At 66.6% G+C, this 25,745-nt stretch carries 19 protein-coding genes; 16 read left to right on the forward strand and 3 right to left on the reverse strand.

The window, feature by feature from the left end; translation table 11 throughout:
- Positions 1 to 41: 41 nt before the first annotated feature.
- The 4 genes from lon to GRB96_RS10225 all read left to right on the forward strand — a co-directional run bounded on the left by lon (position 42) and on the right by GRB96_RS10225 (position 5,906).
- On the forward strand, positions 42 to 2,447 hold the full coding sequence (gene lon, locus GRB96_RS10210; RefSeq protein WP_161432037.1) for an endopeptidase La: 2,406 nt from the start codon (positions 42 to 44) through the stop codon (positions 2,445 to 2,447).
- 177 nt (positions 2,448 to 2,624) lie between these two features.
- A complete protein-coding gene (locus GRB96_RS10215; RefSeq protein WP_027962884.1) occupies positions 2,625 to 2,897 on the forward strand; it encodes an HU family DNA-binding protein in 273 nt (90 codons plus the stop codon).
- Between the two features lie 160 nt (positions 2,898 to 3,057).
- Positions 3,058 to 4,875, forward strand: coding sequence for a SurA N-terminal domain-containing protein (locus GRB96_RS10220; RefSeq protein WP_161432038.1), 1,818 nt, complete (start codon positions 3,058 to 3,060; stop codon positions 4,873 to 4,875).
- A complete protein-coding gene (locus tag GRB96_RS10225) occupies positions 4,872 to 5,906 on the forward strand; it encodes a GTP-binding protein (protein WP_161432039.1) in 1,035 nt (344 codons plus the stop codon). Before GRB96_RS10220 ends, GRB96_RS10225 begins: the two co-directional genes overlap by 4 nt.
- On the opposite strand, the gene GRB96_RS10230 is transcribed toward GRB96_RS10225, so the two are convergent.
- Together GRB96_RS10230 and GRB96_RS10235 are read right to left on the reverse strand one after the other, a co-directional pair.
- Complete coding sequence (locus GRB96_RS10230) at positions 5,898 to 6,659, reverse strand: UDP-2,3-diacylglucosamine diphosphatase (RefSeq protein ID WP_161432040.1); 762 nt, start codon at positions 6,657 to 6,659, stop codon at positions 5,898 to 5,900. The two genes, GRB96_RS10225 and GRB96_RS10230, sit on opposite strands and share 9 nt — an antisense overlap.
- A gap of 79 nt (positions 6,660 to 6,738) precedes the next feature.
- Positions 6,739 to 7,236, reverse strand: coding sequence for a peptidylprolyl isomerase (locus GRB96_RS10235; protein ID WP_161432041.1), 498 nt, complete (start codon positions 7,234 to 7,236; stop codon positions 6,739 to 6,741).
- Between the two features lie 306 nt (positions 7,237 to 7,542).
- Here GRB96_RS10235 and GRB96_RS10240 point away from each other — a divergent pair, with 306 nt between their 5' ends.
- The 8 genes from GRB96_RS10240 to GRB96_RS10275 all read left to right on the forward strand — a co-directional run bounded on the left by GRB96_RS10240 (position 7,543) and on the right by GRB96_RS10275 (position 20,773).
- Positions 7,543 to 9,255 (forward strand): glutamine--tRNA ligase/YqeY domain fusion protein, encoded by a 1,713-nt coding sequence (locus GRB96_RS10240; RefSeq protein WP_161432042.1) that lies wholly within the window; start codon positions 7,543 to 7,545, stop codon positions 9,253 to 9,255.
- A gap of 1 nt (position 9,256) precedes the next feature.
- Positions 9,257 to 10,654 carry a cysteine--tRNA ligase gene (gene cysS, locus GRB96_RS10245; RefSeq protein ID WP_161432043.1) on the forward strand — a complete coding sequence of 466 codons (1,398 nt, stop codon included), beginning with the start codon at positions 9,257 to 9,259 and terminating at the stop codon, positions 10,652 to 10,654.
- 206 nt (positions 10,655 to 10,860) lie between these two features.
- Complete coding sequence (locus GRB96_RS10250) at positions 10,861 to 12,216, forward strand: type II toxin-antitoxin system HipA family toxin (RefSeq protein ID WP_338074027.1); 1,356 nt, start codon at positions 10,861 to 10,863, stop codon at positions 12,214 to 12,216.
- Positions 12,213 to 12,518, forward strand: a complete 306-nt coding sequence (locus tag GRB96_RS10255) for a helix-turn-helix domain-containing protein (protein WP_161432044.1) — start codon at positions 12,213 to 12,215, stop codon at positions 12,516 to 12,518. The genes GRB96_RS10250 and GRB96_RS10255 overlap by 4 nt, the downstream gene beginning before the upstream one ends.
- Before the next feature lie 12 nt (positions 12,519 to 12,530).
- Entirely contained in the window at positions 12,531 to 14,075 is a 1,545-nt protein-coding gene (locus GRB96_RS10260; protein ID WP_161432045.1) for a TIGR02677 family protein, read from the forward strand.
- Positions 14,063 to 15,355, forward strand: coding sequence for a TIGR02678 family protein (locus GRB96_RS10265; RefSeq protein ID WP_161432046.1), 1,293 nt, complete (start codon positions 14,063 to 14,065; stop codon positions 15,353 to 15,355). The genes GRB96_RS10260 and GRB96_RS10265 overlap by 13 nt, the downstream gene beginning before the upstream one ends.
- Before the next feature lie 13 nt (positions 15,356 to 15,368).
- Positions 15,369 to 19,523 (forward strand): TIGR02680 family protein, encoded by a 4,155-nt coding sequence (locus GRB96_RS10270; RefSeq protein ID WP_205743522.1) that lies wholly within the window; start codon positions 15,369 to 15,371, stop codon positions 19,521 to 19,523.
- Positions 19,523 to 20,773, forward strand: coding sequence for a TIGR02679 family protein (locus GRB96_RS10275; RefSeq protein WP_161432048.1), 1,251 nt, complete (start codon positions 19,523 to 19,525; stop codon positions 20,771 to 20,773). The genes GRB96_RS10270 and GRB96_RS10275 overlap by 1 nt, the downstream gene beginning before the upstream one ends.
- On the opposite strand, the gene GRB96_RS10280 is transcribed toward GRB96_RS10275, so the two are convergent.
- Positions 20,758 to 21,735, reverse strand: coding sequence for a DUF1853 family protein (locus GRB96_RS10280; RefSeq protein WP_161432049.1), 978 nt, complete (start codon positions 21,733 to 21,735; stop codon positions 20,758 to 20,760). The genes GRB96_RS10275 and GRB96_RS10280 overlap by 16 nt on opposite strands.
- A gap of 97 nt (positions 21,736 to 21,832) precedes the next feature.
- Between GRB96_RS10280 and osmF the strand changes: the two genes are divergently transcribed.
- From osmF to GRB96_RS10300, 4 genes are read left to right on the forward strand one after another with little or no spacing between them, the layout of a single operon-like run.
- Positions 21,833 to 22,744 (forward strand): glycine betaine ABC transporter substrate-binding protein OsmF, encoded by a 912-nt coding sequence (gene osmF / locus GRB96_RS10285; protein WP_161432050.1) that lies wholly within the window; start codon positions 21,833 to 21,835, stop codon positions 22,742 to 22,744.
- A 7-nt stretch (positions 22,745 to 22,751) separates the two neighbouring features.
- Positions 22,752 to 23,930 (forward strand): ABC transporter permease, encoded by a 1,179-nt coding sequence (locus GRB96_RS10290; RefSeq protein ID WP_240894258.1) that lies wholly within the window; start codon positions 22,752 to 22,754, stop codon positions 23,928 to 23,930.
- Positions 23,927 to 24,883, forward strand: coding sequence for an ABC transporter ATP-binding protein (locus GRB96_RS10295; RefSeq protein WP_161432052.1), 957 nt, complete (start codon positions 23,927 to 23,929; stop codon positions 24,881 to 24,883). The genes GRB96_RS10290 and GRB96_RS10295 overlap by 4 nt, the downstream gene beginning before the upstream one ends.
- Positions 24,884 to 24,885: 2 nt before the next feature.
- The gene (locus GRB96_RS10300) at positions 24,886 to 25,611 is read left to right on the forward strand and encodes an ABC transporter permease (RefSeq protein ID WP_161433081.1); all 726 of its coding nucleotides are present in this window, start codon (positions 24,886 to 24,888) and stop codon (positions 25,609 to 25,611) included.
- Positions 25,612 to 25,745 lie beyond the last annotated feature (134 nt).

Here is a 25,745-nt window from a genome sequence, read left to right on the forward strand (position 1 = left end):
TCCATGGGGCATCCCTTCGTTTTCTTTGAGGTACGTCTGCGATGCAGCAGAACGCTGATCAGACCCTGAGTCTGCCCCTTTTGCCGCTGCGGGACGTGGTCGTCTACCCGCAGATGGTCATTCCCCTGTTCGTGGGTCGCGAGAAGTCGATCCAGGCGCTCGACGCCGCCATGAGTGCCGACAAGAGAGTGCTGCTGGTTGCCCAGCGCGAGGCCAGCAAGGACGATCCCGACCGCGACGACCTCTTCGCCATCGGCACCGTGGCCGAGATCATGCAGCTACTCAAGCTCCCCGACGGCACCGTCAAGGTGCTGATCGAGGGCGTGTCGCGCGCCGATGTCGGCGAGCTGCAGGCCGGTGAGGAGTACACCAGCGCCGAGGCGTTGCTGCGCGAGAGCGTGCCGCTCACCGAGCGCGAGCAGGAGGCGCTGGTGCGCGTGCTGCTCAACCAGTTCGAGCAGTACGTCAAGATGTCGAAGAAGGTGCCCAACGAGGTGCTCAATTCGCTCTCCGGCATCGAGGACCCCAGCCGCCTGGTGGACACCATCTGCGCGCACCTGTCGCTGAAGATCGACGACAAGCAGCAGCTGCTGGAGATGGACAAGGTCCGCGATCGCATCGAGCACCTGATGGCGCTGATCGAGTCCGAAATCGACCTGCTGCAGGTGGAAAAGCGCATCCGCTCGCGGGTCAAGGACCAGATGGAGAAGTCCCAGCGCGAGTACTATCTCAACGAGCAGATGAAGGCCATCCAGAAGGAGATGGGCGAGCTCGAGAACTTGCCCAACGAGGCCGAGAAGTACGAGCAGGCCATCGAGGAGTCCGGCATGCCCAAGGAGGCCCGTGAGAAGGCCGTCCAGGAGCTGGGCAAGCTGAAGATGATGTCGCCGAACTCCGCCGAGGCCACCGTGGTGCGCTCCTACCTGGACTGGCTGGTGTCGGTGCCCTGGAAGAAGCGCACCCGGGTCAAGCATGACCTGGTCCATGCCCAGAAGGTGCTGGACGAGGACCACTATGGCCTCGACGAGGTCAAGGCGCGCATCCTCGAGTACCTGGCGGTGCACAAGCGGGTCAAGAAGCTCAAGGGGCCGGTGCTCTGCCTGGTGGGCCCGCCCGGGGTGGGCAAGACCTCGCTGGGCAAGTCCATCGCCCGGGCCACCAACCGCAAGTACGTGCGCCTGGCGCTGGGCGGGGTGCGTGACGAGTCCGAGATCCGCGGTCACCGGCGTACCTACATCGGTTCGCTGCCCGGCAAGATCGTGCAGCGCATGTCCCGCGCCGGGGTCAGGAACCCGCTGTTCCTGCTCGACGAGGTCGACAAGATCGGCATGGATCACCGCGGCGACCCCGCCTCGGCGCTGCTCGAGGTGCTCGATCCGGAGCAGAACGATACCTTCAGCGACCACTATCTGGAGCTGGACTACGACCTCTCCGAGACGCTGTTCATCTGCACCGCCAACTCCATGAACATCCCCGGCCCGCTGCTCGACCGCATGGAGGTGATTCGCCTGCCCGGCTACACCGAGGACGAGAAGCTGGCCATCGCCAAGCGCTACCTGGCGCCCAAGCAGCTCAAGGCCAACGGTTTCAAGGAGGAGGAGCTGGCATTCTCCGACGAGGCGCTGCTCGAGCTGATTCGCTACTACAGCCGCGAGGCCGGGGTGCGCGAGCTGGAGCGCCAGATCGCCAAGGTGTGTCGCAAGGTGCTTCGCGTGCGCCTCGAGAAGGAGAGCCAGGAGGGCGCCCAGGCACCCATGCTGCTGGCCGCCGCGGATATCGAGGAGTATGCTGGGGTGCGCCGCTACAGCTACGGCCTGGCCGACCAGGAGGATCAAGTCGGTCGCGTGACCGGGCTGGCCTGGACCTCGGTGGGGGGCGAGCTGCTCAACATCGAGTCGGTGGTGACTCCGGGCAAGGGGCGCGTCAACAAGACCGGCTCGCTGGGCGACGTGATGAAGGAATCGGTGAGTGCTGCCCACACCGTGGTTCGCGCCCGAGCGCTCTCCCTGGGCATCGACCCCGAGCGCTTCGAGAAGGAAGACTTGCATATCCACGTGCCGGAGGGCGCCACGCCCAAGGATGGTCCCAGCGCGGGTATCGCCATGGTCACCGCCATGGTCTCAGCCTACACCGGCCGCCCGGTGCGCTGCGATGTGGCCATGACCGGCGAGGTCAATCTGCGCGGCGAAGTGATGCCCATCGGCGGCCTGAAGGAGAAATTGCTGGCCGCCAGGCGCGGTGGTATAAAGACCGTGCTGGTGCCCGAGGAAAACCGCCGGGACCTCAAGGAGGTACCGGATAATATCAAGGAGGCTCTGGATATCAGGCCGGTACGCTGGATCGACGAGGTGCTTGAGGTGGCTTTAGCTAAAAGGAATGAGGAATCCGAGGGGGAATCCCGTTCCGAAGATGCCGCTTCAGCGCAGTCAATGATCAGCACGCATTGAGGTCAATTTCCCCACCATTATTCTGCTCAAAGCCCGATATGGTGGGGCTCTGCCCCGAATGTTGCTTGACAGCGCTTTCTCCGCATTGCTATAAATTACCTTATGCTGTGATCGTGTTTGTCGGTTGAAACACCGGCTCGATTGGAGCCAATTTCCGAAAAAGTCAAGGGGTGAAGTGTGAACAAGTCTGAGCTGATCGAAGCCATCGCCGCGTCTGCCGATATTCCCAAGGCTTCCGCCGCGCGTGCTCTGGATGCCATGGTGGATTCCGTGACCGATAGCCTCAAGAAAGGCGACAGTGTTTCCCTCGTCGGTTTCGGTACCTTCCATGTGAAGGAGCGTGCCGCTCGTACCGGTCGCAACCCTCAGACCGGCCAGCCGATCGAGATCAAGGCGGCCAAGGTGCCCGGTTTCAAGGCCGGCAAGGCGCTGAAGGATTCCGTCAACTGATCCTGCGTCGACCCGAGATGCGCGCCGCCCGCGCCGCTGATGGTTGACCGCTGATGGTTGATTGATACAGGCGCATCGCCCCCGGCGGTGCGCCTGTCTTCGTTTACCGACCCCAATCCCTGATAGCTATTCATTTCGAGGCAACACTTCCGAGGCCAGCATGCTGCAAAGTATTCGAGACCGCTCCCGAAGCTGGGGAGCCAAGATCATCGTCGGGGCAGTGGTCGTGACCATGGCGCTGTTCGGCGTTGAATCGCTGGTAGGCCTGTTCGGCAACAGCGGTGATGAGGTCGCCGAGGTCAACGGTGAACCGATCATGCGCCAGGAGCTCGAGCTCTCCGTCCAGCGGGCCATCCGCAGCGGCCAGGTCCCCCCGGAGCAGGAGCGCGCGCTGCGTGGCCAGATGCTCGACGAGCTGATCACCGACAAGGTGCTGAACCAGTATGCCGATGAGGGCGGTTTGCACCTCTCCGAGGAGCAGCTCGACCAGATCATTGTCTCGCTGCCCGAGTTCCAGGATCAGGAGGGACGCTTCGACAGCGAGCTGTTCCGCAACCGCCTGGCCAGTGCTGGCTATACGCCGGTGGGCTTCCGCGACCAGCTGCGCCGCGACATGAAGCAGCAGCAGCTGCAGCAGGGGCTGGCATTCAGCGACTTTACCCTGGAGAGTGAAGAGCAGCGCCTGGCCGAACTGCAGCGCCAGACACGGACCTTCCGCCATGCGACCCTGGATGCCGGATCGCTGGAGGAGGAGATCGTCCCCTCCGAGGCGGCCATCGAGGCGTATTATGCGGATCATCGGGATGACTTCCGCCGGCCCGAGCAGGTGCGCCTGAGCTACGTGGTGCTCGACCGCCAGGCGATGGCCGAACAGGTGGAGGTCGACGAGGAGGCGCTGCGCGACGCCTGGCGCGAGCAGACCGCCGACGCCGATCGCCGTCTTTCGCACATCATGCTGACCTTCGGTGATGAGCGTACCCGCGAGGAGGCGATGGCCGAGCTGGAAGAGGTCCAGGCGCGCCTCGCCGAGGGCGAGTCCTTCGCCGACCTGGCCGCTCGGGTGTCCGATGACACCGTCTCCGCGGAGCAAGGGGGCGATCTGGGCGTGGTCAGTCGTGGCTTCTTCGGTGTGGCCTTCGACGAAGCCGCCTTCTCTCTGGATGAGGGGGAAGTCTCGGAGATCGTCGAAACCGACAACGGCCTGCACCTGCTGACCGTGACCGCGCTTGAGCGTGAGTCGTTCGAGTCGAGGCGTGATGAGCTGCGCCGTGAGCTGGCCCTCAGCCGAGTTTCCGGCGAGTTCAACGACAGGGCACAGCAGCTGATCGACGAGAGCTTCGCCGCCGATGACCTGCAGGGTGTCGCCGAGGATCTGGGGCTCGAGCTGCAGACCAGCGACTGGGTTTCCCGCGACGACGCCGAAGGCGTGCTCTCCGAGCCAGGCGTGATGTCCCAGGCGTTCAGCGCCGACGTGCTCGAGGAGGGCTACAACAGCGAGGTGATCGAGCTGGACAACGATCGCCGTATGGTTCTTCGCGTGGCAGAACACCGTGAGGCGACCACGCTGCCGTTGGCTGAGGTGCGCGACGAGGTTGCCGCCGAGGTCGAGAGGGAGATGCGTCGTGATGCGCTGCGTGCCCGGGCCGATGAGCTGGTTGCCGCCCTGCGTGACGGCGATTCGGTCGACCTCGATTGGCAGCAGGCCGAGGAGGTCAGCCGTCAGCAGAGCCAGGGACTGTCGCGCACGCTGGTGGACGCGGCCTTCCGGGTGCCGGCCCCCGAGGGTGATGCCCCGACCTATGGCGCGGTGGTCGATGGCGATCGCGCCGTGATCATCGCCCTTCAGTCGGTGGGTGAAGGCGAGGTCGACGAGCAGGTCGAGCAGTTCGTCTCCTCCATGGCCGAGCGCCTGCGGGCCCAGGCCGCCATCCAGGGGCTGATCGAGCATCTGCGCAGCGAGGCCGAGATCAAGCGGTGAAGGATATCCCCGTCCACCTGATCACCGGCTTTCTGGGCAGCGGCAAGAGCACGCTCATCCATCACCTGATCGACCAGAAGCCTGCCGGGGAGCGCTGGGCGGTGCTGGTGAACGAGTTCGGCCAGGTGGGCATCGACCAGGCGATGTTCGATGAGCGGGATGACCTGGTGGTCAAGGGGCTTCCTGGCGGCTGCCTCTGCTGCCAGCTGGCCTTCGTGATGCAGGCGACCCTGGTCAACCTGCTCCATCGCTATCGGCCGGACCGGCTGATCATCGAGCCCTCGGGGCTGGGTCATCCGGCGGGGCTGCTTGAGGTACTTCGCGGGGAAGCCTTTGACGACGTGCTGGCGGTTCAGGACATCATCACCGTGCTGGATCCGCGCCGCCTCGACGACCCTCGCTCCCGTGAACACGAGACCTTCCGTGACCAGCTGGCCATCGCGGATGCCGTGGCGCTGACCATGGTCGACCTGGCAACGCCCAGCCAGCGCGCCGCCGCCGAGGCCCTGCTGGCCGAGAGCTGGCCGGCCAAGAAGTGGGTACGACCGGCCTCCCATGGCGAGCTGCCTCTGGCACTGCTGCTGGAGGGGGCGGGTGGAAGCCGAGTGCCATCCCGGTCGTCACCCGACAGCGAGGCGCATCGCCAGTTGCGCGAAGTGGCAGGCCCCAGTCTTGTGCTGGAGGGATTCGGCGAAGCCACGCCGACGCCTGGGCAGCCCGTGCGTCAGCAAGGTGAATCGCTGGGCTATGCCACCCTGGGATGGCGCTGGCAACCGGAGGATCGCTTCGACCTGGATCGCATCACGGCGCTGCTCTGCGAGTTGCCGGTGCGGCTGCGGATCAAGGGGGTACTGCATACCGATGCCGGCTGGAAGCGCTACAACCGTGCCGATGGCACGGTGAGCCTGGAAGAGGCCGGCTGGCGACAGGATTCCCGGCTGGAGATCATCGGTGAGGCGGGTAGCCTGCCAGAGGCGGCGGCCCTGGAGGCCCGTCTTGCTGCCTGCCGACTTGCGCCGCCTTCACTCTAGGGGAATCTCGCGCAACTCCGGCTCCCCATCACCGCTGACCACGATCTCCCACCCCTTGTCGGGCTGCCAGTCGCCCAGCACGAAGCGCTGCGCGGGCTGACCATCTACCTCGAGTTCATGCACCGCCGGGCGGTGGGTGTGGCCATGGATCAGGGTGGTGACGCCGTGCTCGGCCATCACCTTCACCACCTCCTCGGGCGTTACATCCATGATGTCCTCGGCCTTGTTGGAGTTGGCCTCACCGGACTGGGCACGCAGCTGGCTGGCCAGGGCAACGCGCTGGTCGATGGGCATCGACAGCACCTGCTGCTGCCACAGCGGATGGCGGGCCTGGGTGCGGAAGGCCTGGTAGGCCTCGTCCCGCGTGCACAGGCTGTCGCCATGCATCAGCAGCACGGGCTTGCCGCCCAGCTCGACCACGCTGGGATCCTCCAGCAGGGTGGCGCCGGCCTCGCGGGCGAAGCGCTCACCCAGCAGGAAGTCGCGGTTGCCATGCATCAGGAAGATCTCGGTACCGTACTCGGCCAGGCGCTTGAGCGCACGGGCGATACGCGCCGCCAGGTCGGCATTGCCGCTGGGGTCAACGCCGGCGAGGTCCAGCAGGTCATCGCCGATCCACGCCTCGAAGAAGTCACCGAGGATATAGAGGGCATCGCTGCCGCAGGCGCGCTCCTCCAGCCAGCGCAGGAAGCCCTCGGTGATCTCGGGGGCGCCGGGGTGAAGGTGCAGGTCGGAAATCAGCAGGGTGGCCATGGTGATGGGTTCCCGGGTCGTGCGTCGCAAGGCAAGACGCCCGCACGGGGCGGGCGCCAGATGGGGCGGGGCAGGTGGATCAATCTTCCTTGACGTAGGCCTTCTCGATGATCACATCCTGGGCCGGCACGTCGGCGTGCATGCCGCGGCGGGTGGTCTCGACATTCTTGATCTTCTCGACCACGTCCATGCCGTCGACCACGCGTCCGAACACGCAGTAGCCCCAGCCCTGGATGGACTTGCCGCTGTGGTTGAGGAAGGTGTTGTCGGCGACGTTGATGAAGAACTGGGCGGTGGCGGAGTGCGGATCCTGAGTGCGCGCCATGGCCAGGGTGCCCTTCTCGTTGGCCAGGCCGTTGTCGGCCTCATTCTCGATCGGGTCACGGGCGGGCTTCTGGTTGAAGTCCTCGTCGAAGCCGCCGCCCTGGACCATGAAGCCCTCGATCACGCGGTGGAAGAGGGTGCCGTCGTAGAAGCCATCGCGCACATACTGTTCGAAGTTGGCGGCGGTCTTGGGGGCCTTCTCGTAGTCGAGCTCGACGCTGATGTCACCGTAGGTGGTCTGCAGAACGATCATGGCTAAGTTCCTGTGTGCTAAAGGGGCTTCGCCTTGGCGTTGCCCATGGACGTGGCGCTATAATAACGGTTTTGCTTCCATGCGCGAAGCGAGTCCGCTCGAACCGGAGCTGATCGTGATGGCCTGCTAGTGAGGGGCGCCGGGGACAAGCCGAAGAGGAGGTCCTACGCCAGGGATGGCGTCGGTAGCGCCCAGGGATGGGTTCACAGCGCCTCCTCGCAGGCTTGTCGCCGGATCAGCCCCGAGCGGTTCAGGCTCAACATCACCGATCCGCCCCCTCCCAAACCAGAGGCTGTTCTTCTCAACATGTCCACCGAAACCACCAGCGCCCCGAATTTCATCCGCAATCAGATTCGCGAGGAGCTCGAGGCCGGGCGTACCGGCAAGATCGTGACCCGCTTCCCGCCGGAGCCCAACGGCTTCCTGCATATCGGGCACGCCAAGTCGATCTGTCTCAACTTCGGGCTGGCCGAGCAGTTCGGTGGCGACTGTCATCTGCGCTTCGATGACACCAACCCGGCCAAGGAGGAGCAGGCCTATATCGATGCCATCAAGGAGGACGTCAGCTGGCTGGGCTTCGAGTGGGCAGGGGAGGTGCGCTTCGCCTCCGGCTACTTCGACCAGCTCTACGCCTGGGCCCAGCACCTGATCCGCGAGGGCAAGGCCTATGTCGACGACCTCTCGCCGGACGAGATCCGCGAATACCGCGGCACCCTGACCGAGCCGGGTCGCCCGAGCCCCTATCGCAAGCGTAGCCCCGAGGAGAACCTCGACCTGCTGGAGCGCATGCGCACCGGCGAGTTTGCCGAGGGCGAGAAGGTGCTGCGGGCGAAGATCGACATGGCCTCGCCCAATATCAACCTGCGCGACCCGATCCTCTACCGCATTCGCCATGCCACGCACCACCAGACCGGCGACAAGTGGAAGATCTATCCCTCCTACGACTTCACCCATGGGCAGTCCGACGCCATCGAGGGGATCACCCACTCCATCTGCACCCTGGAGTTCGAGGATCACCGCCCGCTCTACGAGTGGTTCCTCGACAACCTGCCGGTGCCCTGCAAGCCGCGACAGATCGAGTTCGCGCGGCTCAACCTCAACTACACCCTGACCTCCAAGCGCAAGCTCAAGCTGCTGGTGGACGAGGGCATCGTGGATGGCTGGGACGATCCGCGCCTGCCGACCATCTCCGGGATGCGTCGCCGCGGCTATACGCCGGCGTCGATCCGCAAGTTCTGCGAGATGATCGGGGTGACCCGCGCCGACGGCGGCCTGGTGGATATCGCCATGCTCTACCACGCTATCCGCGCCGACCTCGAGGACAATGCGCCGCGGGCCATGGCCGTGCTCAAGCCGCTCAAGGTGGTGCTGACCAACGTCCCGGAAGGCCACGAGGAGACCTACGAGGTCCCCGGCCATCCGGCGCGCGAGGACATGGCCGTACGTAAGGTGCCCTTCACCCGCGAGATCTATATCGATCGCGACGACTTCATGGAGGAGCCGCCCAAGAAGTTCTTCCGCCTGGCGCCGGGCAAGGAGGTGCGGCTGCGCAACTCCTACGTGATCCGCTGCGACGAGGTGGTCAAGGACGACGCCGGCGAGATCACCGAGCTGCGCTGCTCCGTGGACTTCGACACCCTGGGCAAGAACCCGGAAGGGCGCAAGGTCAAGGGCGTGATCCACTGGGTCAGTGCCGAGCACGGGGTGCCCATGGAGGTACGCCTCTATGACAACCTCTTCCTCGAGGAGCAACCGGACAAGGACAAGGACGCCGACTTCCTGGAGCACCTCAACCCCGAGTCGCTGGTGGTCTGCCAGGCCGTGGGTGAACCCAGCCTGGCCGAGGTCGACCCCGAGAGCCGCTTCCAGTTCGAGCGCGTGGGCTACTTCTGTGCCGACCGCCACGCCTGCCGTGATGGCAAGCTGGTGTTCAACCGCACCGTGGGGCTGAAGGACACCTGGGCCAAGGTTCAGAAGAAGGAAGCCCAGAAGAACGTCCAGGACAAGCAGAAGGGCTGACATGCAGATCTACAACACGCTGACCCGTCGCAAGGAACCCTTCACGCCGATCGAGCCGGGCAAGGTGCGCATGTATGTCTGCGGCATGACGGTCTACGACTACTGCCACCTGGGCCATGCCCGGGTGATGGTGGCCTTCGACGTCATTACCCGCTATCTGCGCCACCGCGGCTATGACGTCACCTATGTGCGCAACGTCACCGATATCGACGACAAGATCCTGCGCCGGGCCGACGAGAACGGCGAGACGATCTCGTCGCTCACCGAGCGCATGATCGAGGCGATGCACGAGGACGAGGCGCGCCTTTCCGTGCTGCCGCCGGATCACGAGCCGCGGGCCACCCGGCATATCGACGATATCCTCGCCATGATCGAGACGCTGATCAGTAAGGGGTACGCCTATGCGGCGGACAACGGCGACGTCTACTTCCGGGTACGCCGCTTCGAGGGCTACGGCAAGCTCAACAACCGCGACCTCGACGAGATGCGTTCGGGAGCCCGCGTCGAGGTGGACGAGCACAAGGAGGACCCGCTCGACTTCGTGCTCTGGAAGGCGGCCAAGCCCGGCGAGGCGAGCTGGCCATCGCCCTGGGGCGAGGGACGCCCGGGCTGGCATATCGAGTGCTCGGCGATGTCGAAGTGCTGCCTGGGCGAGACCTTCGATATCCACGGCGGCGGGCCGGACCTGACCTTCCCGCACCACGAGAACGAGATCGCCCAGTCCGAGGCAGCCAACGGCAAGCCGTTCGTGAATACCTGGATGCATGCCGGGGCGGTGCGGGTGAACCACGAGAAGATGTCCAAGTCGCTGGGTAACTTCTTCACCATCCGCGAGGTGCTCGAGCACCACGACCCCGAGGTGGTGCGCTACCTGCTGGTGGCAAGCCACTACCGCAGCGCGATCAACTATGCGCCGGAGTCCCTGGCCGAGGCCCGCAAGTCGCTTGAGCGCTTCTACAACTCTCTTGAAGGGCTGGCGCTTGAAGGCGTCGAATCATCAGGCGAGGTGGATGGCCGCTTCAACGAGCGCTTTACCGCCGCCATGGACGACGACTTCAACACCCCCGAGGCGCTCTCGGTGCTCTTCGACCTGGCTCGGGAGCTGAACCGGGCGAAGAAGGAAGCGCCCGGCGAGGCGCCGGCCCTGGCGGCAGAGCTCAGGCGCCTGGGGGCCGTGCTCGGCCTGCTTCAGCAGGATCCGGCCACCTTCCTCAAGGCCGGTGCCGGCGACCTGCCGCTCTCTGAGGAGCAGATCCAGGCGAAGATCGACGAGCGCGCCGAGGCCAAGAAGGCGAAGGACTTCGCCGCCGCCGACGCCATTCGCGACGAGCTCGCCGCCCTTGGCATCATCCTCAAGGATTCTCGCAAAGGCACCGGCTGGGTGTTCGAAAGGCCCTGATCATTGCCGGTTTTCAAGACCGGTATGTCCACGCCTCATGCCGCCGCCCGGCTCCCTGAACCGACTTGCAGGGAGCCGGGCGCCGGCATTTTTTCGCCTTCCAGTATGTGCAGTTTCTTGCGCAAAAAGCAGAATTCCATGGAAAGTGTGCGTGATACTTCGCATAATGTATGACGTGTTGTCATGTTTGAGTGGAATACTGCACATTGACTGCCTTGAAGCTTACCTTGCAAATCCATTTCGACAAGACCTGGCACGATGCCGCCCAGGTGTCACTGCCAGATCCGGAGCGCGGGACCTTTGGCGTGTCCAGGCTTCGATACGAAACTGACTATGCCGTCGAGTGGATGTTTCACGATGACTTACATGCCACCAGCTTGGTGCTGCCGGTAGAGCTGATGCTGACGCATGAGTCTCCGCGTTGGTTCGGTTTCCTGGAGGACATCATGCCGGCGGGGGCCAGCCGTCGCTTCTGGGTGGACTATCTCGGTATCCAGCACCTTTCGAGCGGACGACAGGATACGGAGCTACTGGCTCGCGGCACCATTGCGCCGGTGGGTAACCTTCGCGTCAAGGAGGCAGTTCCCGACAATCGCCTGAGAGATGCCCTCGGTGAACGACGCTTCCCGGTGCAGAGCGTGGTGGAACGGGATGTCGACTTTCTGGAGTATGCCCAGCAGATGGGCGCGGCTAGCGGCGGGGCCACAGGTGCCGGTGGCGAGGCTCCCAAGCTGCTGTTCCGGCTTACCGCGGACGAGCAGGTCTGGATCGATACCTGGCAGGATGAGGTCCATTGCGCGGACCTGCCGATGTTGGTGAAGTTTCCCCGCGGCCGCCGTAGTGCCGATGACTGCGATATCCTGCGTGCCGAGTATCACTACTACAAGGAGCTCGCCGCTCTTGGCATCGACACCATCGAAACCGACGCCATGCGATTGATCGAGGGCGAGCGCTATCCCTCGCTGTGGCTGCCGCGCTTCGATATGCACTACCGAGACGGGGCCTGGATTCGGTACGGTCTGGAATCTGTTTACTCCTTGCTGGGGGCGTCGCCTGGCACCTTCCTTCGCCATGGTGAGACCCTACGTCGCCTGGTGGCGCTGCTTCAGGGCCAGTACCGTATCCGCGAAGGGGGTGAGGCCTTCGACACCCGGGCCTTCGTCATCGAATGGGTGCGGCGTGATCTGCTGAACATCGCGTTCGGCAACTCCGACAACCACGGCCGCAATACGGCGCTGCTGAAACGCCCCGAGGGAGTTTGGCTCTCACCGGTCTACGATTTCGCCCCGATGCGAGCCGATTCCGAGGGCGTCACGCGGACCACCCAGTGGGGCCCGCCACTTGAGGCTGGGGGCGAATACGACTGGCACGCCGTTGCGAAATCTCTGTCGGATCTCGTGGAGCCCGATCAGCTGATGGAGGCGCTCCGGCAGCTGGCAGGCGATCTCGAAGGGCTCGATGAGCGCCTGGCCTTGCGCGGCGTTCCCTCTCGAATTCTGGATATGCCATCGGTAGGGTTACGGTCCCTTGGCACGCGCCTCAAGCGCTGGGGGTTGTTGTGAAGCCACGCCATGTCGATGACCGTGAAGCGGCGCTGGTGGCGTTGCTCCAGCGCTTCTATGCAAGCGAGCTGAGCGACGGTCAGCTGTTGCGTGCCCTGCGTCGGGACGTGCTGGGTCTCTCCCAGACCCGCTACGCGGCTCTGGTCGGCATCAGCCGTCGCACCCTCTCCGACCTGGAGGGCGACAAGGGCAATGTCACCCTGGAGCTGAAGAACCGCGTCTTCCGGCCCCTGGGGCTGGAGGTCACCTTGCTGCCGCGCAAGCGAGCCCTGCTGGCGCAGGCCCTGCCACCCACCAAGTAAATGGGAGCCCGCTTGGACTACACCCCCTTTAGCTATGTCACTGCCGAAAAGGCTGAGCTCTACCGGAGGGTGATGCGCGCCTTCGTGGAGGCAAAGTCGCACTTCCTGGTGCATCTGCGCCCGGAGGATGTGCAGCAGCAGATCGGCGAGCCGGAACTGGCCAGCGTGCAGTCGGCGCTGACCCAGCTGGTGGCCTGGGGCAACCTGGATGCCGAACGTGACAATGCCCGGGTGACCAGTGTCGAGGACTACTATCGCGCGCTCTACGTCTATCAGATTACCCGCCAGGGCGAAGCCGTGGAGGCGGCCCTGGCCACCTTCGAGCAGGAGCTGGGGCGGCGCGGGGCCCTGCAGAGCGTGGCGCTGGAGGATATCCGTACTCGCCTGCGCGCCCTGCTGACCCTGGCACAGAGCGAGTCGCCCTCGGCCACCGAGAGCCAGCTGCTGCTGCGCGACTTGGCCGGCGTCTTCGCCGATCTGGCCGAGAATGCCCGGGCCTTCATGACCGGACTGAACCGCACCCTGGAGGGGCAGGGCAGTGATGCCGATGCCTTCCTGCTCTACAAGGAGCGGGTGATCGGCTATATCGAGCGTTTCCTGGGGGACCTGACTACCTCTTCCGGTGAGATCGCCGAGCTGATTCGCGCATTGGATGGCGACGGCGATGCGCAAGCGCCCGTGGCGCGATTGCTGCGCCAGGCTGCCGAGCGCGAGCTCCTCGATCTGGCGCCCGGAGAATCTCCCGATGATGATGAGCGTGCCCGGGCCTTCGCCGAGGCGTGGCGGCGTTGGCACGGTCACTGGGAGGGCTTGCGCGCCTGGTTCCTCGACCAGCCGGGGCGTCAGGCTCAGGCCCGCCTGCTGCGCAGCAGTGCTCGTCGTGCGGTGACCCAATTGCTGGAGATGGTCGGCCGGCTCAACGAGCGGCGCATGGCGCGCAGCGACCGCTCCGCTGACTTTCGCACCCTGGCACGCTGGTTTCTGGAGTGTGATGGCGACCGCGATGCGCATCGCCTTTGGCGAACTGCCTTCGGCCTGACGCCGGCCCGCCATCTGGTGGTCGACGCCGAAACCGCGGAGGCGTGGCAACAGTCTCCGGTACCGGCCAGTACGCCCTGGGCGGTGGCCCCGGGCATTCAGGTGCAGGCGCGGCTGCGCGCCACCGGCAGCTACCAGAAGCCCGGGGCGCCGCCCAAGCTGCGCAGCCGCGCCCGGGAGCGCGAGTTGCTGGCCCGTCAGTTGGCCGAGGAGGCCAGTGTGGCACGTGCCGCGCGGCGGCAGCTGGTGGAGCGGCGAGCCGAGCGGCTCTCGGAACTGGGTGAGCTGGACGATGGCGCCTTTCGCCTGCTGCTCAACCTGCTCGGCGATGCCCTCGCGGCGAGTCCCGGCGATGATTCCCCGGTGACGACCACCACCGGCGACGGTAGCCTGCGCATCACCCTGGCGCCGCTGGGGCCCGAGACCGCCGCGACCCTGCACACGGCAGGCGGCGTACTCCGTGGCCGTGACTATCGCCTGGAGATCGTCGATCTGGAGGAGGACGCATGGAGGAGCTGAGCGATGCCCTGACGCGCCAGCGCCAGGAGGAGCAGCGCCGCGCTTTGCGTGCGCTGCTGGCGAGGCCACTGATCCGCAGCGATGATAGCGCCTTCCCCCTGATTCGCCGTCACACGGCCAGCCTGCGCGACTGGCTGGCCCGGGAGGCCGGCTGGCACGTGCAGAGCGAGCGTGACTTCGTGCGCCTGCACAAGCGCCCCGCTGATCTCCAAGACCCGACTCGCCCAGCGACGGTAGGGCGGGGGACCCAGCGCAAGACCTTCAATCGTCGGCGCTATGCACTGTTCTGCCTATTGCTGGCGGATCTCGAACGCGGCGATGCCCAGATCACCCTGGGCCGCCTGGGGGAGGGACTGGGGCAGGCGGTCGATGATCCTGCCCTGGCCGAGCGCGGGCTGGCCTTCTCCCTGGACCATCAGGAGGCACGCCGCGACCTGGTGGTGGTCGTGCGCCTGCTGATGGAACTCGGGGTGCTGGTGCGCGTGGCCGGTGACGAGGAGCAATTCCTGCGTCGTGGCCTGGAGGGCGATGTGCTCTATGACGTGGACCGTCGACTGCTGGCCGCCCTGCTGGTCACCGCCCGAGGCCCTTCCCTGGTGGCCCTGAACGGTGCTGATGCCGAGCTGGATCTTGAGGGTCGTCTCCACGCCCTTAGCGAGACCTTCGTGCCGGATACCCCCGATGGGCGCAATCGCGAGCTGCGTCACCGCCTGGCACGACGGCTGCTGGATGACCCGGTGGTCTACCTGGAGTCCCTCGATGAGGAGGAGGCCGCCTATCTGACTAATCAACGCGGGCCCATGCTGCGTCGCCTGCAGCAGGCCACGGGACTGGTGGCCGAGGTACGCGCCGAAGGACTGGCCCTGGTGGATCCCGAGGGCGAGCTCACCGACGAGAAGATTCCGGCGGAGGGCACCGAGGGACATCTGGCGTTGTTGATGGCTGAGCGACTGGCCGAGGACGCCCCCGCTGAAAGTGGCCCCAAGGGCGTTACCCTAGAGGAGGCGGAGGCCTGGATCCTTCAATGGCAGCGCGACTACCGTCGCTACTGGCGCAAGTCCGCCTGTGAGCCGGGCGCCGCCCATGGCCTGGCACGCCAGACCCTGGCCCGCCTGGCGGCGCTGGGTCTGGTCCGGCGCCAGGCTCAGCATGAAGGTGGCCGAATTCTGCCGCTGCCGGCACTGGGGCGCTTTCGCGTGCATGCACCAACACTGCCGGATGCCTCCGGTACCCCTCGATACGCCCAATCCGATCTGTCCGAGTCCTTCACCGATGACTGAGCCTTCCGTCCCGATGAGCGAGCTTCCCGAACCGCAGAGTACCCGCTGGCAGCCCCTGCGCTGTGGCCTGGTGGAGATCTTCTACTACGACGAGGAGGTCTTTCACTTCCACGACGGGCGGCTGCTGCTGCGTGGCAACAACGGTACCGGCAAGTCCAAGGTGATGGCGCTGACCCTGCCGTTTCTGCTCGATGGCCAGCTGCTTCCCTCGCGGGTGGAGCCCGATGGCGACAGCGCCAAGCGCATGGAGTGGAATCTGCTGGTGGGAGAGTATCAGGAACGCCTGGGCTACACCTGGCTTGAGTTCGGGCGCCTGGGGGATGAGGGGCCCGAGACCTTTACCGTGGGCTGTGGCCTCAAGGCAGTCGCGGGGCGACCAGTGCGCTCCTGGTTCTTCACCACGTCACAACGTGTCGGAAGAGAGCTCTTCCTGATCGATAACGGGAGAAGCGTGAGTCGTGAGCGCCTCGGCCAGGCGCTGGGCAATGTGGGGCAGCTGTATGATCGTGCCGCTGACTATCGGCGTGCCATCGATGAACGGCTCTTTCATCTGGGCGAGCAGCGCTACGGGGCACTGCTCGACCTGCTGCTGCAGCTGCGCCAGCCACAACTGGCCAAGAAGCCTGACCCCAATCGTCTCTCCCAGGCCCTCAGCGATGCTCTGCCACCCCTCGGACGAGGCCTGATTGGCGAGGTGGCCGAGGCCTATCGCAGCCTGGATGTCTACCGCGAGGAGATACAGGGGCTGGAGGAGACGGCCCGTGCGGTGGAGGCCTTCCTGGGCCACTACCGCCACTATGCCGGCATCGCGGTGCGCCGCCGGGCCGACTTCCTGACCACTGCCCATGCCGACTATGAGAGGGTGCGCCTGCAGCTGGGCCGCGATCGCCAGGCCCACGCAGAGGGGCTGGAGAGTCGCGAGGCGCTAGGTGAGTCCCGCGAGCTTCTCGCCGAGCAGCAGCGAGAGCTGGCGGCACGCCAGCGCACCCTGGAGGCCAGCGACGCCATGCGCTCGGCGGAGGCGCTGCGCAATGCCGATGAGTTGGCGCGTCAGCGCCGCGCCAGGGCCGATTTGGAAAGCCGGCGGCTGGCGAGAGAGCGCGAGAGCGACCGGCGAGCCGAGGCCCGCTTGCTGGAGGCCGAAGCGTCCCTGGAGAACGGCGCCGCCAATCTGGAGGCGCGCCGCGACGAGAGCGCGGCACTGGCCGATGCGGCGGGTGTGGGCGGCGACCATCGTCGAGAAATCGCCACGCGATTATCCGCGGAAACGGGCGAGCAGGTGCCTCCCGATGCCCGGGGTGTGGAGTCGCTGCAGCAGGCGCTGCGGGACCTGCAGCGTCGTCGCGAGGAGGGCGTGAAACACCTCAACCGCCGCCTCGATGAGATCGACAAGGCCGAGCGGGCCTTCCACCGGGTGGAGGATGCGGTGCGCCGGGAGGAGGAGACCCTGGCGAGTCGCGAGGAAGAGTGCCAGGAGGCGACCAGCGCGCGTGCCGAAGCCGCCGAGTCCCTTCAGGCAACTTGGCGGGAACACCTTGCCGCCCTGAAGGAGCTTAAACCCGAAGACCCCGAGGCGCTGCTCGCCGAGCTCGCTCCCTGGTGCGATCACCTGAGCGGTGATGACCCCGCCGAGGCTGGGCTCTCCATGGCCCGGGATGCCCGGCGCGAGGCGCTGGGCCAGCAACGTCATACGCTGGAACAACGGCATCGAGAGTTGGACCTCGAGCGCAGCGAACTCGAGCAAGAGCGACAGCGTTTGGAAACAGGTGAAGCGCGAGTGCCGCCCGCGCCCCACACCCGTGGCGAGGGAAACCGCGATGCTCGTCCCGGTGCACCGCTTTGGCAGCTGGTGGACTTTCAGGCAGGCCTCGAGGCAAGTCAGCGCGCCGGCCTGGAGGCGGCCCTGGAGGCCTCCGGGCTACTGGATGCCTGGGTGATGCCAGATGGCGAGCTGCTCGCCCCCGATACCTGGGATACCCTGCTTACGCCACTTGCCGATGGTGCCATACGACCGGGGAAGGAGAGCCTGGCCACTGTGCTTTGTCCCGACCTTCCCGAGCACTCTCCGGTGAGTCTGGCGGTGGTCGAGACGCTGCTGGCCGGCATCGGCCTGGGCGTATCCGAGGGCTTCGCCTGGGTGAGTCCCGAAGGTGCCTGGCGGCTGGGGCCGCTCGGTGGGCAGTGGGGCAAGGACGAGGCACTCTATATCGGCCACGCCGCCCGGGAGTCGGCCCGCCAGCGCCGGCTGGCAGAGATTGCCCAGATGCTGGAGGGCCTTGCCAAGGAGGCTGACGGCATCACCGCCGAGCTCGAGCACCTCGATGCGTGTCTCGAGGTCATCGATCAGGAGTGGCAGGGTCGTCCTAGTGCCCAGGCGCTGCGTGATGCCCACGCCGCCGAGGCGGCAGCGCGGCGCGCTCGGGATACGCAAGCCGCGCGTCTGGAGCACGCCCAGGCCAGGCGGGAAGAGGCCCTCGAGGCGCTGGAGGCCCAGCGCGGTGAGCTGTATATCGCCGCCGAGGATCTGCGTCTTCCCGCCGAGCGCGAGCCCCTGGCCCGCCTTCAGTCCGCGCTCAATGACTACCGGCTCGCCATCAGCGAACTGCTGCAGGCCATCACGTCCTGGCAGCAGGCCAGGCTCCGTTGTGACGAGCTGAAGGAAGAGCACCAGCTGGCTCGTGAGGCGTTGGCCCAGGCCGAGCGGGAGCAGGCCGAGGCCGAGGAGCAGGCTAGTGAGGCGGAGGTGCGCCGGGATACCTTGCGCGACACCATGGGGGCTGAGGTGCAGGAGCTGGAGCGCCAGCTGGCGGCCATTCAGGAGCGCAGCGAGGCGTTGGCCACCGAGCAGCGTGAGCTCGACACACGCCACGAGACCCTGCTCGGCGAGGTGGCACGCCTCGCCGAGAAGGTCACCCAGGGCGAGCAGCGCCTGGGCGAACTGGACGAACGTCGGGCAGGAAGGATCGCTGACTTCCGGTCCCTGGTGGAGGAGGGACTGCTGCGGGTGGCTGCGCCGGAGCGTTTCATGGACGAGGAGGCGCCTGGCTCCTGGGCGGCAGACCCTGCTGTGCGCCTGGCCCGGTCTGCTGCCCAGGCCACTGCCGCTATCAATGCCGACGACGAGAGCTGGCACGCCCACCAGGGGCGGCTGCACGAGCACATCAAGCTGCTCACCGATGTGCTCTCCCGCGGCGGTCACGACTGCATCGCCGAAGCCCGGGACGACCTGTTGCTGGTGCGTATCGTCTTCCAGGGGCGTCGCCAGGATCCCGATGCCCTGCATCGCCAGCTCAACGAGGAGATCAGTCAACGCCAGGCGCTGCTCAATGCCCGGGAGCGTGAGCTGCTCGAGAACTACCTGATCGACGAGGTGGCCAGCCACATCCAGGAGCGCATCACCGACACCGAGCGTCACGTCCGCGAGATGAACGGCGAGCTGGAGAGTCGGCCGACCAGTACCGGGATGCGGCTGCGTATCCGCTGGCAGCCACTTGGCGAGGGGCAGAGCGCCGGCGGCATGACGGCCCCGGCGGGGCTGGAGGATGTCTGCCAGCGGCTGCGGCGTCAGGCCCTGGATGCCTGGTCGGTGGAGGATCGCGAGGTGGTGGGGGACTTCCTGCGCCGACGCATCGAGGAGGCCCGGGCCAATGACGAGGGCGGCGCCCTGCAGGAGATCCTCGAGCGCGCCCTGGATTACCGCTTCTGGCACCGCTTCGTGGTGGAACGCCATCAGAACGGCCAGTGGCGCCCGGCCTATGGTCCGGCCTCCGGGGGCGAGCGCGCCCTGGTGATCACCTTGCCGCTGTTCGCCGCCGCGGCCAGCCACTATGGCAGCGCCCATGAGCAGGCGCCGCGTCTGGTGATGCTCGACGAAGTGTTTGCGGGGATCGACGACGACGCCCGGGCCAAGAGCATGGGGCTGTTGGCCCAGTTCGATCTCGACGCCGTGATGACCTCGGAGCGGGAGTGGGGCTGTTACCCGGACGTGCCGGGGCTGGCCATCGCCCAGCTGGTGCGCCGCGAAGGGGTCGATGCCGTACATGTCACCCGCTGGAAATGGGACGGCAAGAGCCGGACAAGAGACGAGGTTCCTGTCAGCCAAGCTCCGCAAGAAGTTGCGGAACCCGCGGAGACGTCAGCGCCGGGCGGAATGGACAGCCTGTTTTGATGGACCTCGCGCGCCTCAAGCGGCTGCTGGGCGGCCCAGAGCTTGCCCGTTTGCGTCAGCGCCTGAGAGGCAAGCTGCTGCGCGAGGGGGGTGGCCGCCTGACCCTGAGCCAGGCCAGCGAGCTGGAGCGTGCGGCGGTGGAACGCCTGCTAGGGCGGCCTCCCCGTCGGGGGAAGTCGCTGAGCGTGGATCTTGAAGCGCTCTCTCGTGCGCTGGCCCGGGCCGGTGTGGCAAGCGACCTGCGACACGCACTGGAGGCGCTGGATGGCCCGCTGGTTGATGCTCGGACCGAGCGCGATGCGGCACGCCAGCGCTGGGACGAGCTGCTTGACGCCTATCATCCTGACACCGAACGGCTGGGGGTGAGCGACTGGCTTGCGGACCTGCGCCGGGGCGGCCAGCTCAAGCGCCTGACCGGTGGTAGTGAAGAGCAGGGCGCTCATCTACTCGAACAGGCACTCTCGGTACTCGAGCGTCTGCCGGCACAGGGGATGACACTGAGCACCCTTGCCGCCGAGTGTCTGGGTGATGCCCACGCACTGGATGCCGGCCAGCCGGTCTCGGCCCTGGTACGCCGCGCCCTGGCCCGCCACTGGCGTGGGGGTGTGGCGCTGGAGCATCCGGATGAGCGCTCAACCTGGGCCCATGCCGGTGTGCTGCTGGGCGGCGATATCACCAGTGCGGTGCTGACCCTGGGCCTTCCCGTGCGTGGCAGTGAAGGTGTGGATGCGGCGCTTGAACACTACCTTCGGGTTGCTGAGCCCACCTGGTTGACCTTACGTCAGCTGCTGCGTCATCCCCCGGAGTGGGACGTTGAGGGACGTGATGTCTTCGTCTGTGAAAACCCGGCAGTGGTCGCTGAAGCCGCCGAACGGTTGGGGACCGGGTGCGCTCCGCTGGTGACCACCTGGGGGCGTCCCGGTGCCGCCGTGCTCACGCTGCTCGAACAGCTGGAGGCTGCCGGCGCGGTGCTGTACTACCACGGTGACTTCGACTGGCCGGGCATCAGTATCGCCAACGCCCTGCTGGCGCGATTCGCCATGCGACCCTGGCGGATGGGGGGAGCCGATCTGGAGGCCTGTGCTCATCTCGAGGGCAAGCCGTTGGAGGGCAAGCCCCTCGAGGCCGTGTGGGATTCGCAGTTGCGCAGTGCCATGGAAAGTCGAGACCGCGCGCTGCATGAGGAGCAGCTGATCGAGATTATATTAGGCGACCTGCGGTTGCCGCCGGAACCTCAGTTGTCGGGATAGGGCGGCAGCGGGATCTGCCGCGGCCAGTCGTCGGCGACCAGGAAGAGACGGTGCCAGCCGGCGTCGGGGTGCCACAGGGCGACCTGCAGCGGGGCGGCCGAGAGCCGGAAGTGATCGATGAGCTGAGCCTCCAGGTCGCCCAGGCACAGCAGCTGCTCGGGCCGGGGCAGGGCGAGCCAATGGGGCTTGTGAAGCCAAGTGCCATGGGTGCCGCGGGGCAGGCCGTCACGGTAGCGGTGCCAGTCCCGCCAGTAGAGCCAGCATCCACGGAGGTGATCGTGAGTCGCCTCCCGCGGGGGCGGCAAGGGGTGTTGCCATGGGGCGAAGAGCACGCCGGGCATGGCTACCTGGCGCTGAAGTTTGGCCAGCCCGTCGTCCCCGTGGCGGTGTGATCCCAGTTTGGCCCTGATGGCGTTCCGTGTCTCGGGCAGGTCGGTCAGGCGCAGCTGGTGGCGGTGCAGGTGCTCGCGCTTGCCGGCCAGGCTGTCGGCGCCCCCGGGGCCGATCCAGCGCGCCTGATTCTGGGGCTCGCCCGGCCCCTCGAAAAGCCCCAGATAGAACTTGATGGCCACTTCTAGGTGGGTGATCGAGGCCTCGCCATGGCGTCGATAGAGCAGGTCCAGTTCGCCGAGGGTCAGCTTGCCGCTCATGATGCGCAGGTTGTGGGCGAGCAGTTCGGTGCCCGGTGCCCAGGCCAGCAGGAACTGCCAGAGCCGCTCGTGGTAGAGCCCCATGCGGCCATTGAGCGTGTTGCAGACGCATCGCTCCAGCGGCTGCGGCCATGCCTCCAGGGTATCCAGCCAGCGGGCGGTGCGCTCGTCGTCTTCCAGGCCCAGGGTTTCCCGACTCGGGCGGCCCGGCCAGGGCATGCGTATCAGGTCGGGGACCAGCAGCACCCACGCCAGATCGCGCACCAACGGGTGATGGCAGCGGTCCAGCAGGGGCAGGGCATCGGTGGGCATGCAAGCTTCCTGTGCGTTGGCGGTGGAACACTGCAGGTATTCCCAGGTTTCCTTATACTTCAGCGTACATCCATGAACCGCCAGGTGGTATTTCGCCATGCGACACGCCCTGCTTCCCATCGCCAGCCTCGCCGCCGCCATTTCACTTGCCGCCACGCCTCTGCATGCCCAGGAACCGGTCACGGTCTCCTCCAAGATCGATACCGAGGGTTCGGTGCTGGGCGAGCTGATCATTCAGCGCCTCGAGGCCGGCGGTGTCGAGGTGGAGGAGCGCCTGCAACTGGGCGCCACCAGTATCGTGCGCGAGGCGCTGCTGGCCGGCGAGGTCGATCTCTACCCCGAGTACACCGGCAACGGGGCGTTCTTCTTCGACATGACCGACAGCGACGTTTGGCACGATCCCCAGGCCGCCTATGAGACGGTCCGTGAGCTGGACGCCGAGAACGGCCTGACCTGGCTGACGCCGGCGTCGGCCAACAACACCTGGGCGATGAGCGTACGCGGCGAACTGGCCCGCGAGCACGAGCTGGCGACCCTGGAGGACCTGGCTCGCTACCTGGACGAGGGCGGTGAGTTCAAGTTCGCCGCCAGTGCCGAGTTTGTGGAATCCGAGCAGGCGCTGCCGGCGTTCCAGCAGGCCTATGGCTTCGAACTGGACGATGATCAGCTGCTGGTGCTCTCCGGGGGCAACACCGCCTCCACCATGCGCGCGGCCGCACAGCAGACCAGCGGCGTCAATGCCGCCATGACCTATGGCACCGACGGCGGCCTCAAGGCGCTCGATCTGGTGGTGCTGGAGGATACCCTGGGCGTTCAGCCGGTCTATCAGCCGGCGCCGGTGATGCGTTCCGAGGTGCTGGAGGCCTGGCCGGAGATCGAGAACCTGCTGGCGCCGGTCTTCGAGGCCCTGGACCTCGATACCCTGCAGCGGCTCAATGGGGACGTGGCGGTGAATGGGCGTGCCCCGGCCGAGGTGGCCGCCGACTTCCTCTCCAGCCTGGAGGAGTAGGCGAGTGCTGCGCAGGGACGCGCCTATCAACCGAGTGATGCTGTCGCTGGCGCTGGTCGCGCTGGTGACCTGGCTTTCGCTCCCTCTGGGGAGCATCGCCCCCAACCGCATCGTGCCCGGCACGGCCCACGTCATCACATCAGCCATCGGCTGGCCGCTGGCGCTGGTGAGCTGCCTGCCGCTGCTGGGCCTGCTGGCGCTGGCCTGGCGGCCCGGCCGGAATGGCTATCGTCTGGCGCTGGGCCTGACCCTGTTGCTGCTGCTGACGCTGCCGGCCTGGCTGGCGCTGATGGCGGCATGGCACCTCGACCCCGAGCTGCCCCAGGCGCGGCTGGGTATCGGCGCGGCCTGGTGGCTGATGCTGTTCTGGCTCTCGCTGCTGTTGATCGAGCTGCGGACGCGCCTCGCCCTGGCTGGCTGGCGGTTGGCGCTGCTGATGCTGCCCGTGCTGGGCGGCTGGTGGTTGGCGGCCGGCTGGCTCGAGCCACTGGCGCTGTGGCAGGAGCTCTCGGGTCGCCGCAGTGCGTTCGTCGAGGCGGTGGTCGACCACCTGCTGCTGGTGGGTGGTGCCGTGGGGGCGAGCCTGCTGCTGGGCACGGGCATTGCCCTGGCCATGCGCCAGAATCCGCGTGTCGAGCGTATCGGCTTCGCGCTTCTCAACTTCCTGCAGACCATTCCCAGCCTGGCACTGTTCGGCCTGCTGCTGGCGCCGCTGGCCTGGCTCGCCTCTCGGTTCGAGTGGCTCGCCGCATTCGGGGTGAGCGGGATCGGCTGGGCACCGGCCTTCCTGGCGCTGCTCGGCTACAGCCTCTTGCCCATGGTGCGTAATACCTTCGTCGCCCTCTCCGAGGTGGACCCCGGCGTGCTGGAGGCGGCGCGCGGCATGGGCATGAGCCGTGGCCAGGTGTTTCGCCAGGTGCGCCTGCCCCTGGCCCTGCCGGTGGTCATCGAGGGCGTGCGCATCACCACCGTCCAGGCGATCGGCTTGACCGCCGTGGCAGCGCTGATCGGCGCCGGTGGCCTGGGCACCTTCATCTTCCAGGGGCTGGGTCAGGCGGCCATGGATCTGGTGCTGCTCGGCGCCCTGCCGATACTGGCCATTGCGCTGGCCGCCGATGCCCTGCTGGGTGCCCTGACGCGGCGTCTCGATCACCGCACCGACCTGGCCCCGGGAGCCACCCCATGATCGAACTCAAGAGTGTCACCAAGCGTTTCGGTGGCGAGACGGCGGTGGACGCCATCTCGTTGACGGTGAATCGGGGCGAGCTGTGCGCCCTGGTGGGCACCTCGGGCTGTGGCAAGTCCACCACTCTGCGCATGATCAACCGCCTGATCGAGCATGATGGCGGTGAGATCCATATCGATGGGCGGCCGATTCGCGAGTTCGACGGGCGGATCCTGCGCCGCCGGATCGGCTATGCCATCCAGAGTACCGGGCTCTTTCCGCACTGGACCGTGGCCCGGAACATCGGCCTGGTGCCGCGGCTGCTCAAGTGGCCGGCGGACCGGGTCAACGCGCGTGTAGAGGAGCTGATGGCGCTGCTCGGGCTTTCCGTCGAGCAGTTCGCCGACAAGTACCCGTCCCAGCTGTCGGGTGGCCAGGCCCAGCGCGTGGGGGTGGCTCGGGCGCTGGCGGCGGATCCCGATATCCTGCTGATGGACGAGCCCTTCGGCGCCCTGGACCCGATCACCCGTGAGGGCCTGCAGGCCGAGCTGCGCGACCTTCAGTCACGCCTGCAGAAGACCATCGTCTTCGTGACCCACGACATGGATGAGGCCCTGGCGCTGGCGGACCGCCTGGTGGTGATGAATGCCGGACGCATCGTCCAGCAAGGCAGGCCCCTCGAGCTACTGCGGGCGCCGGCCGATGACTTTGTGGCGTCACTGCTGGGCGGGGATGATCGCGGTCTCAAGGAGGCCGCCATCACCAGGGTGGCCGAGCGCATGCAACCGCTCTCGCCGCGTCTGCTGCCCCAGGCCCGAGTGCACCGGGATGATACCCTGCGCCAGGCCCTGGCGGTGATGTTCCGTGAACATGCCGACAGGCTGGCGGTGGTCGACGACGAGGCGATGCCGGTCGGGGAGCTCTCGCTACGGCGTATCGTCGGGGCGGGTCGCGAGGGAGGCAGTGACACGTGAGCATGGCCCTCCTGACACGCTGGTCCGCGCCGCTGGTATGGCTCGCCCTGCTGCTGGCCCTGGCAGTGGGGGGCGAGTGGCTCGAGCCGCTGCTGCGCTGGAGCGAACCCGATGCCCGCCGGGTGCTCTACCCCCAGGCCGACCTGCTGACCCTGCTGGCGCGCCATGTGCAGGTGGTGGCGATCGCCTCCGGCCTGGCAGTGGTGATTGGGGTTGGCGCGGCAATCCTGGTGACGCGCCCCGGGGGGCGCGATTTCCTGCCCCTGGTGGCGCAGTTCGCCTCCATGGGGCAGACCTTCCCGCCGGTGGCGGTGTTGGCCCTGGCGGTGCCAGTGCTGGGCTTCGGTACCTGGCCGATCATCGTGGCGCTGCTGCTCTATGGGTTGCTGCCGATCGTGCGCAATACCCTGGCGGGACTGGAAGGGCTCGACCCCGCGGTTGAGGAGGCCGCTCGCGGCATGGGCATGGGCGGTGGCCAGCGGCTATGGCAGGTGGAGCTGCCCCTCGCGGCACCGATCATCCTCGCCGGCATCCGCACCTCGGTGACCGTCAACATCGCCACGGCGGCGCTGGGGGCCACAGTGGGGGCGAGCAACCTCGGCGCGCCGATCATCGCCGGCATCGTCAACGGCAATACCGCCTATATCCTTCAGGGCGCCGTGATGATCGGCCTGCTGGCGCTGGCAGTTGATAGCTTGTTTGCCCGGTTGGTGCCAGCAAGTCAGTAATATCGTCTGCTGATATCGACCAAAGGTGAAGGCCTTTCTGCTGTCGATACTCGCCAGTTTACGTTAACGTCATCTCGGGCTGCGTTGACCCCTCGGGAGTGATCCTCCTGGCAAGGGGCGAGACAAGCGACAAC

It is taken from the genome of Halomonas alimentaria, from assembly GCF_009902005.1.
Classification (GTDB): domain Bacteria; phylum Pseudomonadota; class Gammaproteobacteria; order Pseudomonadales; family Halomonadaceae; genus Halomonas; species Halomonas alimentaria.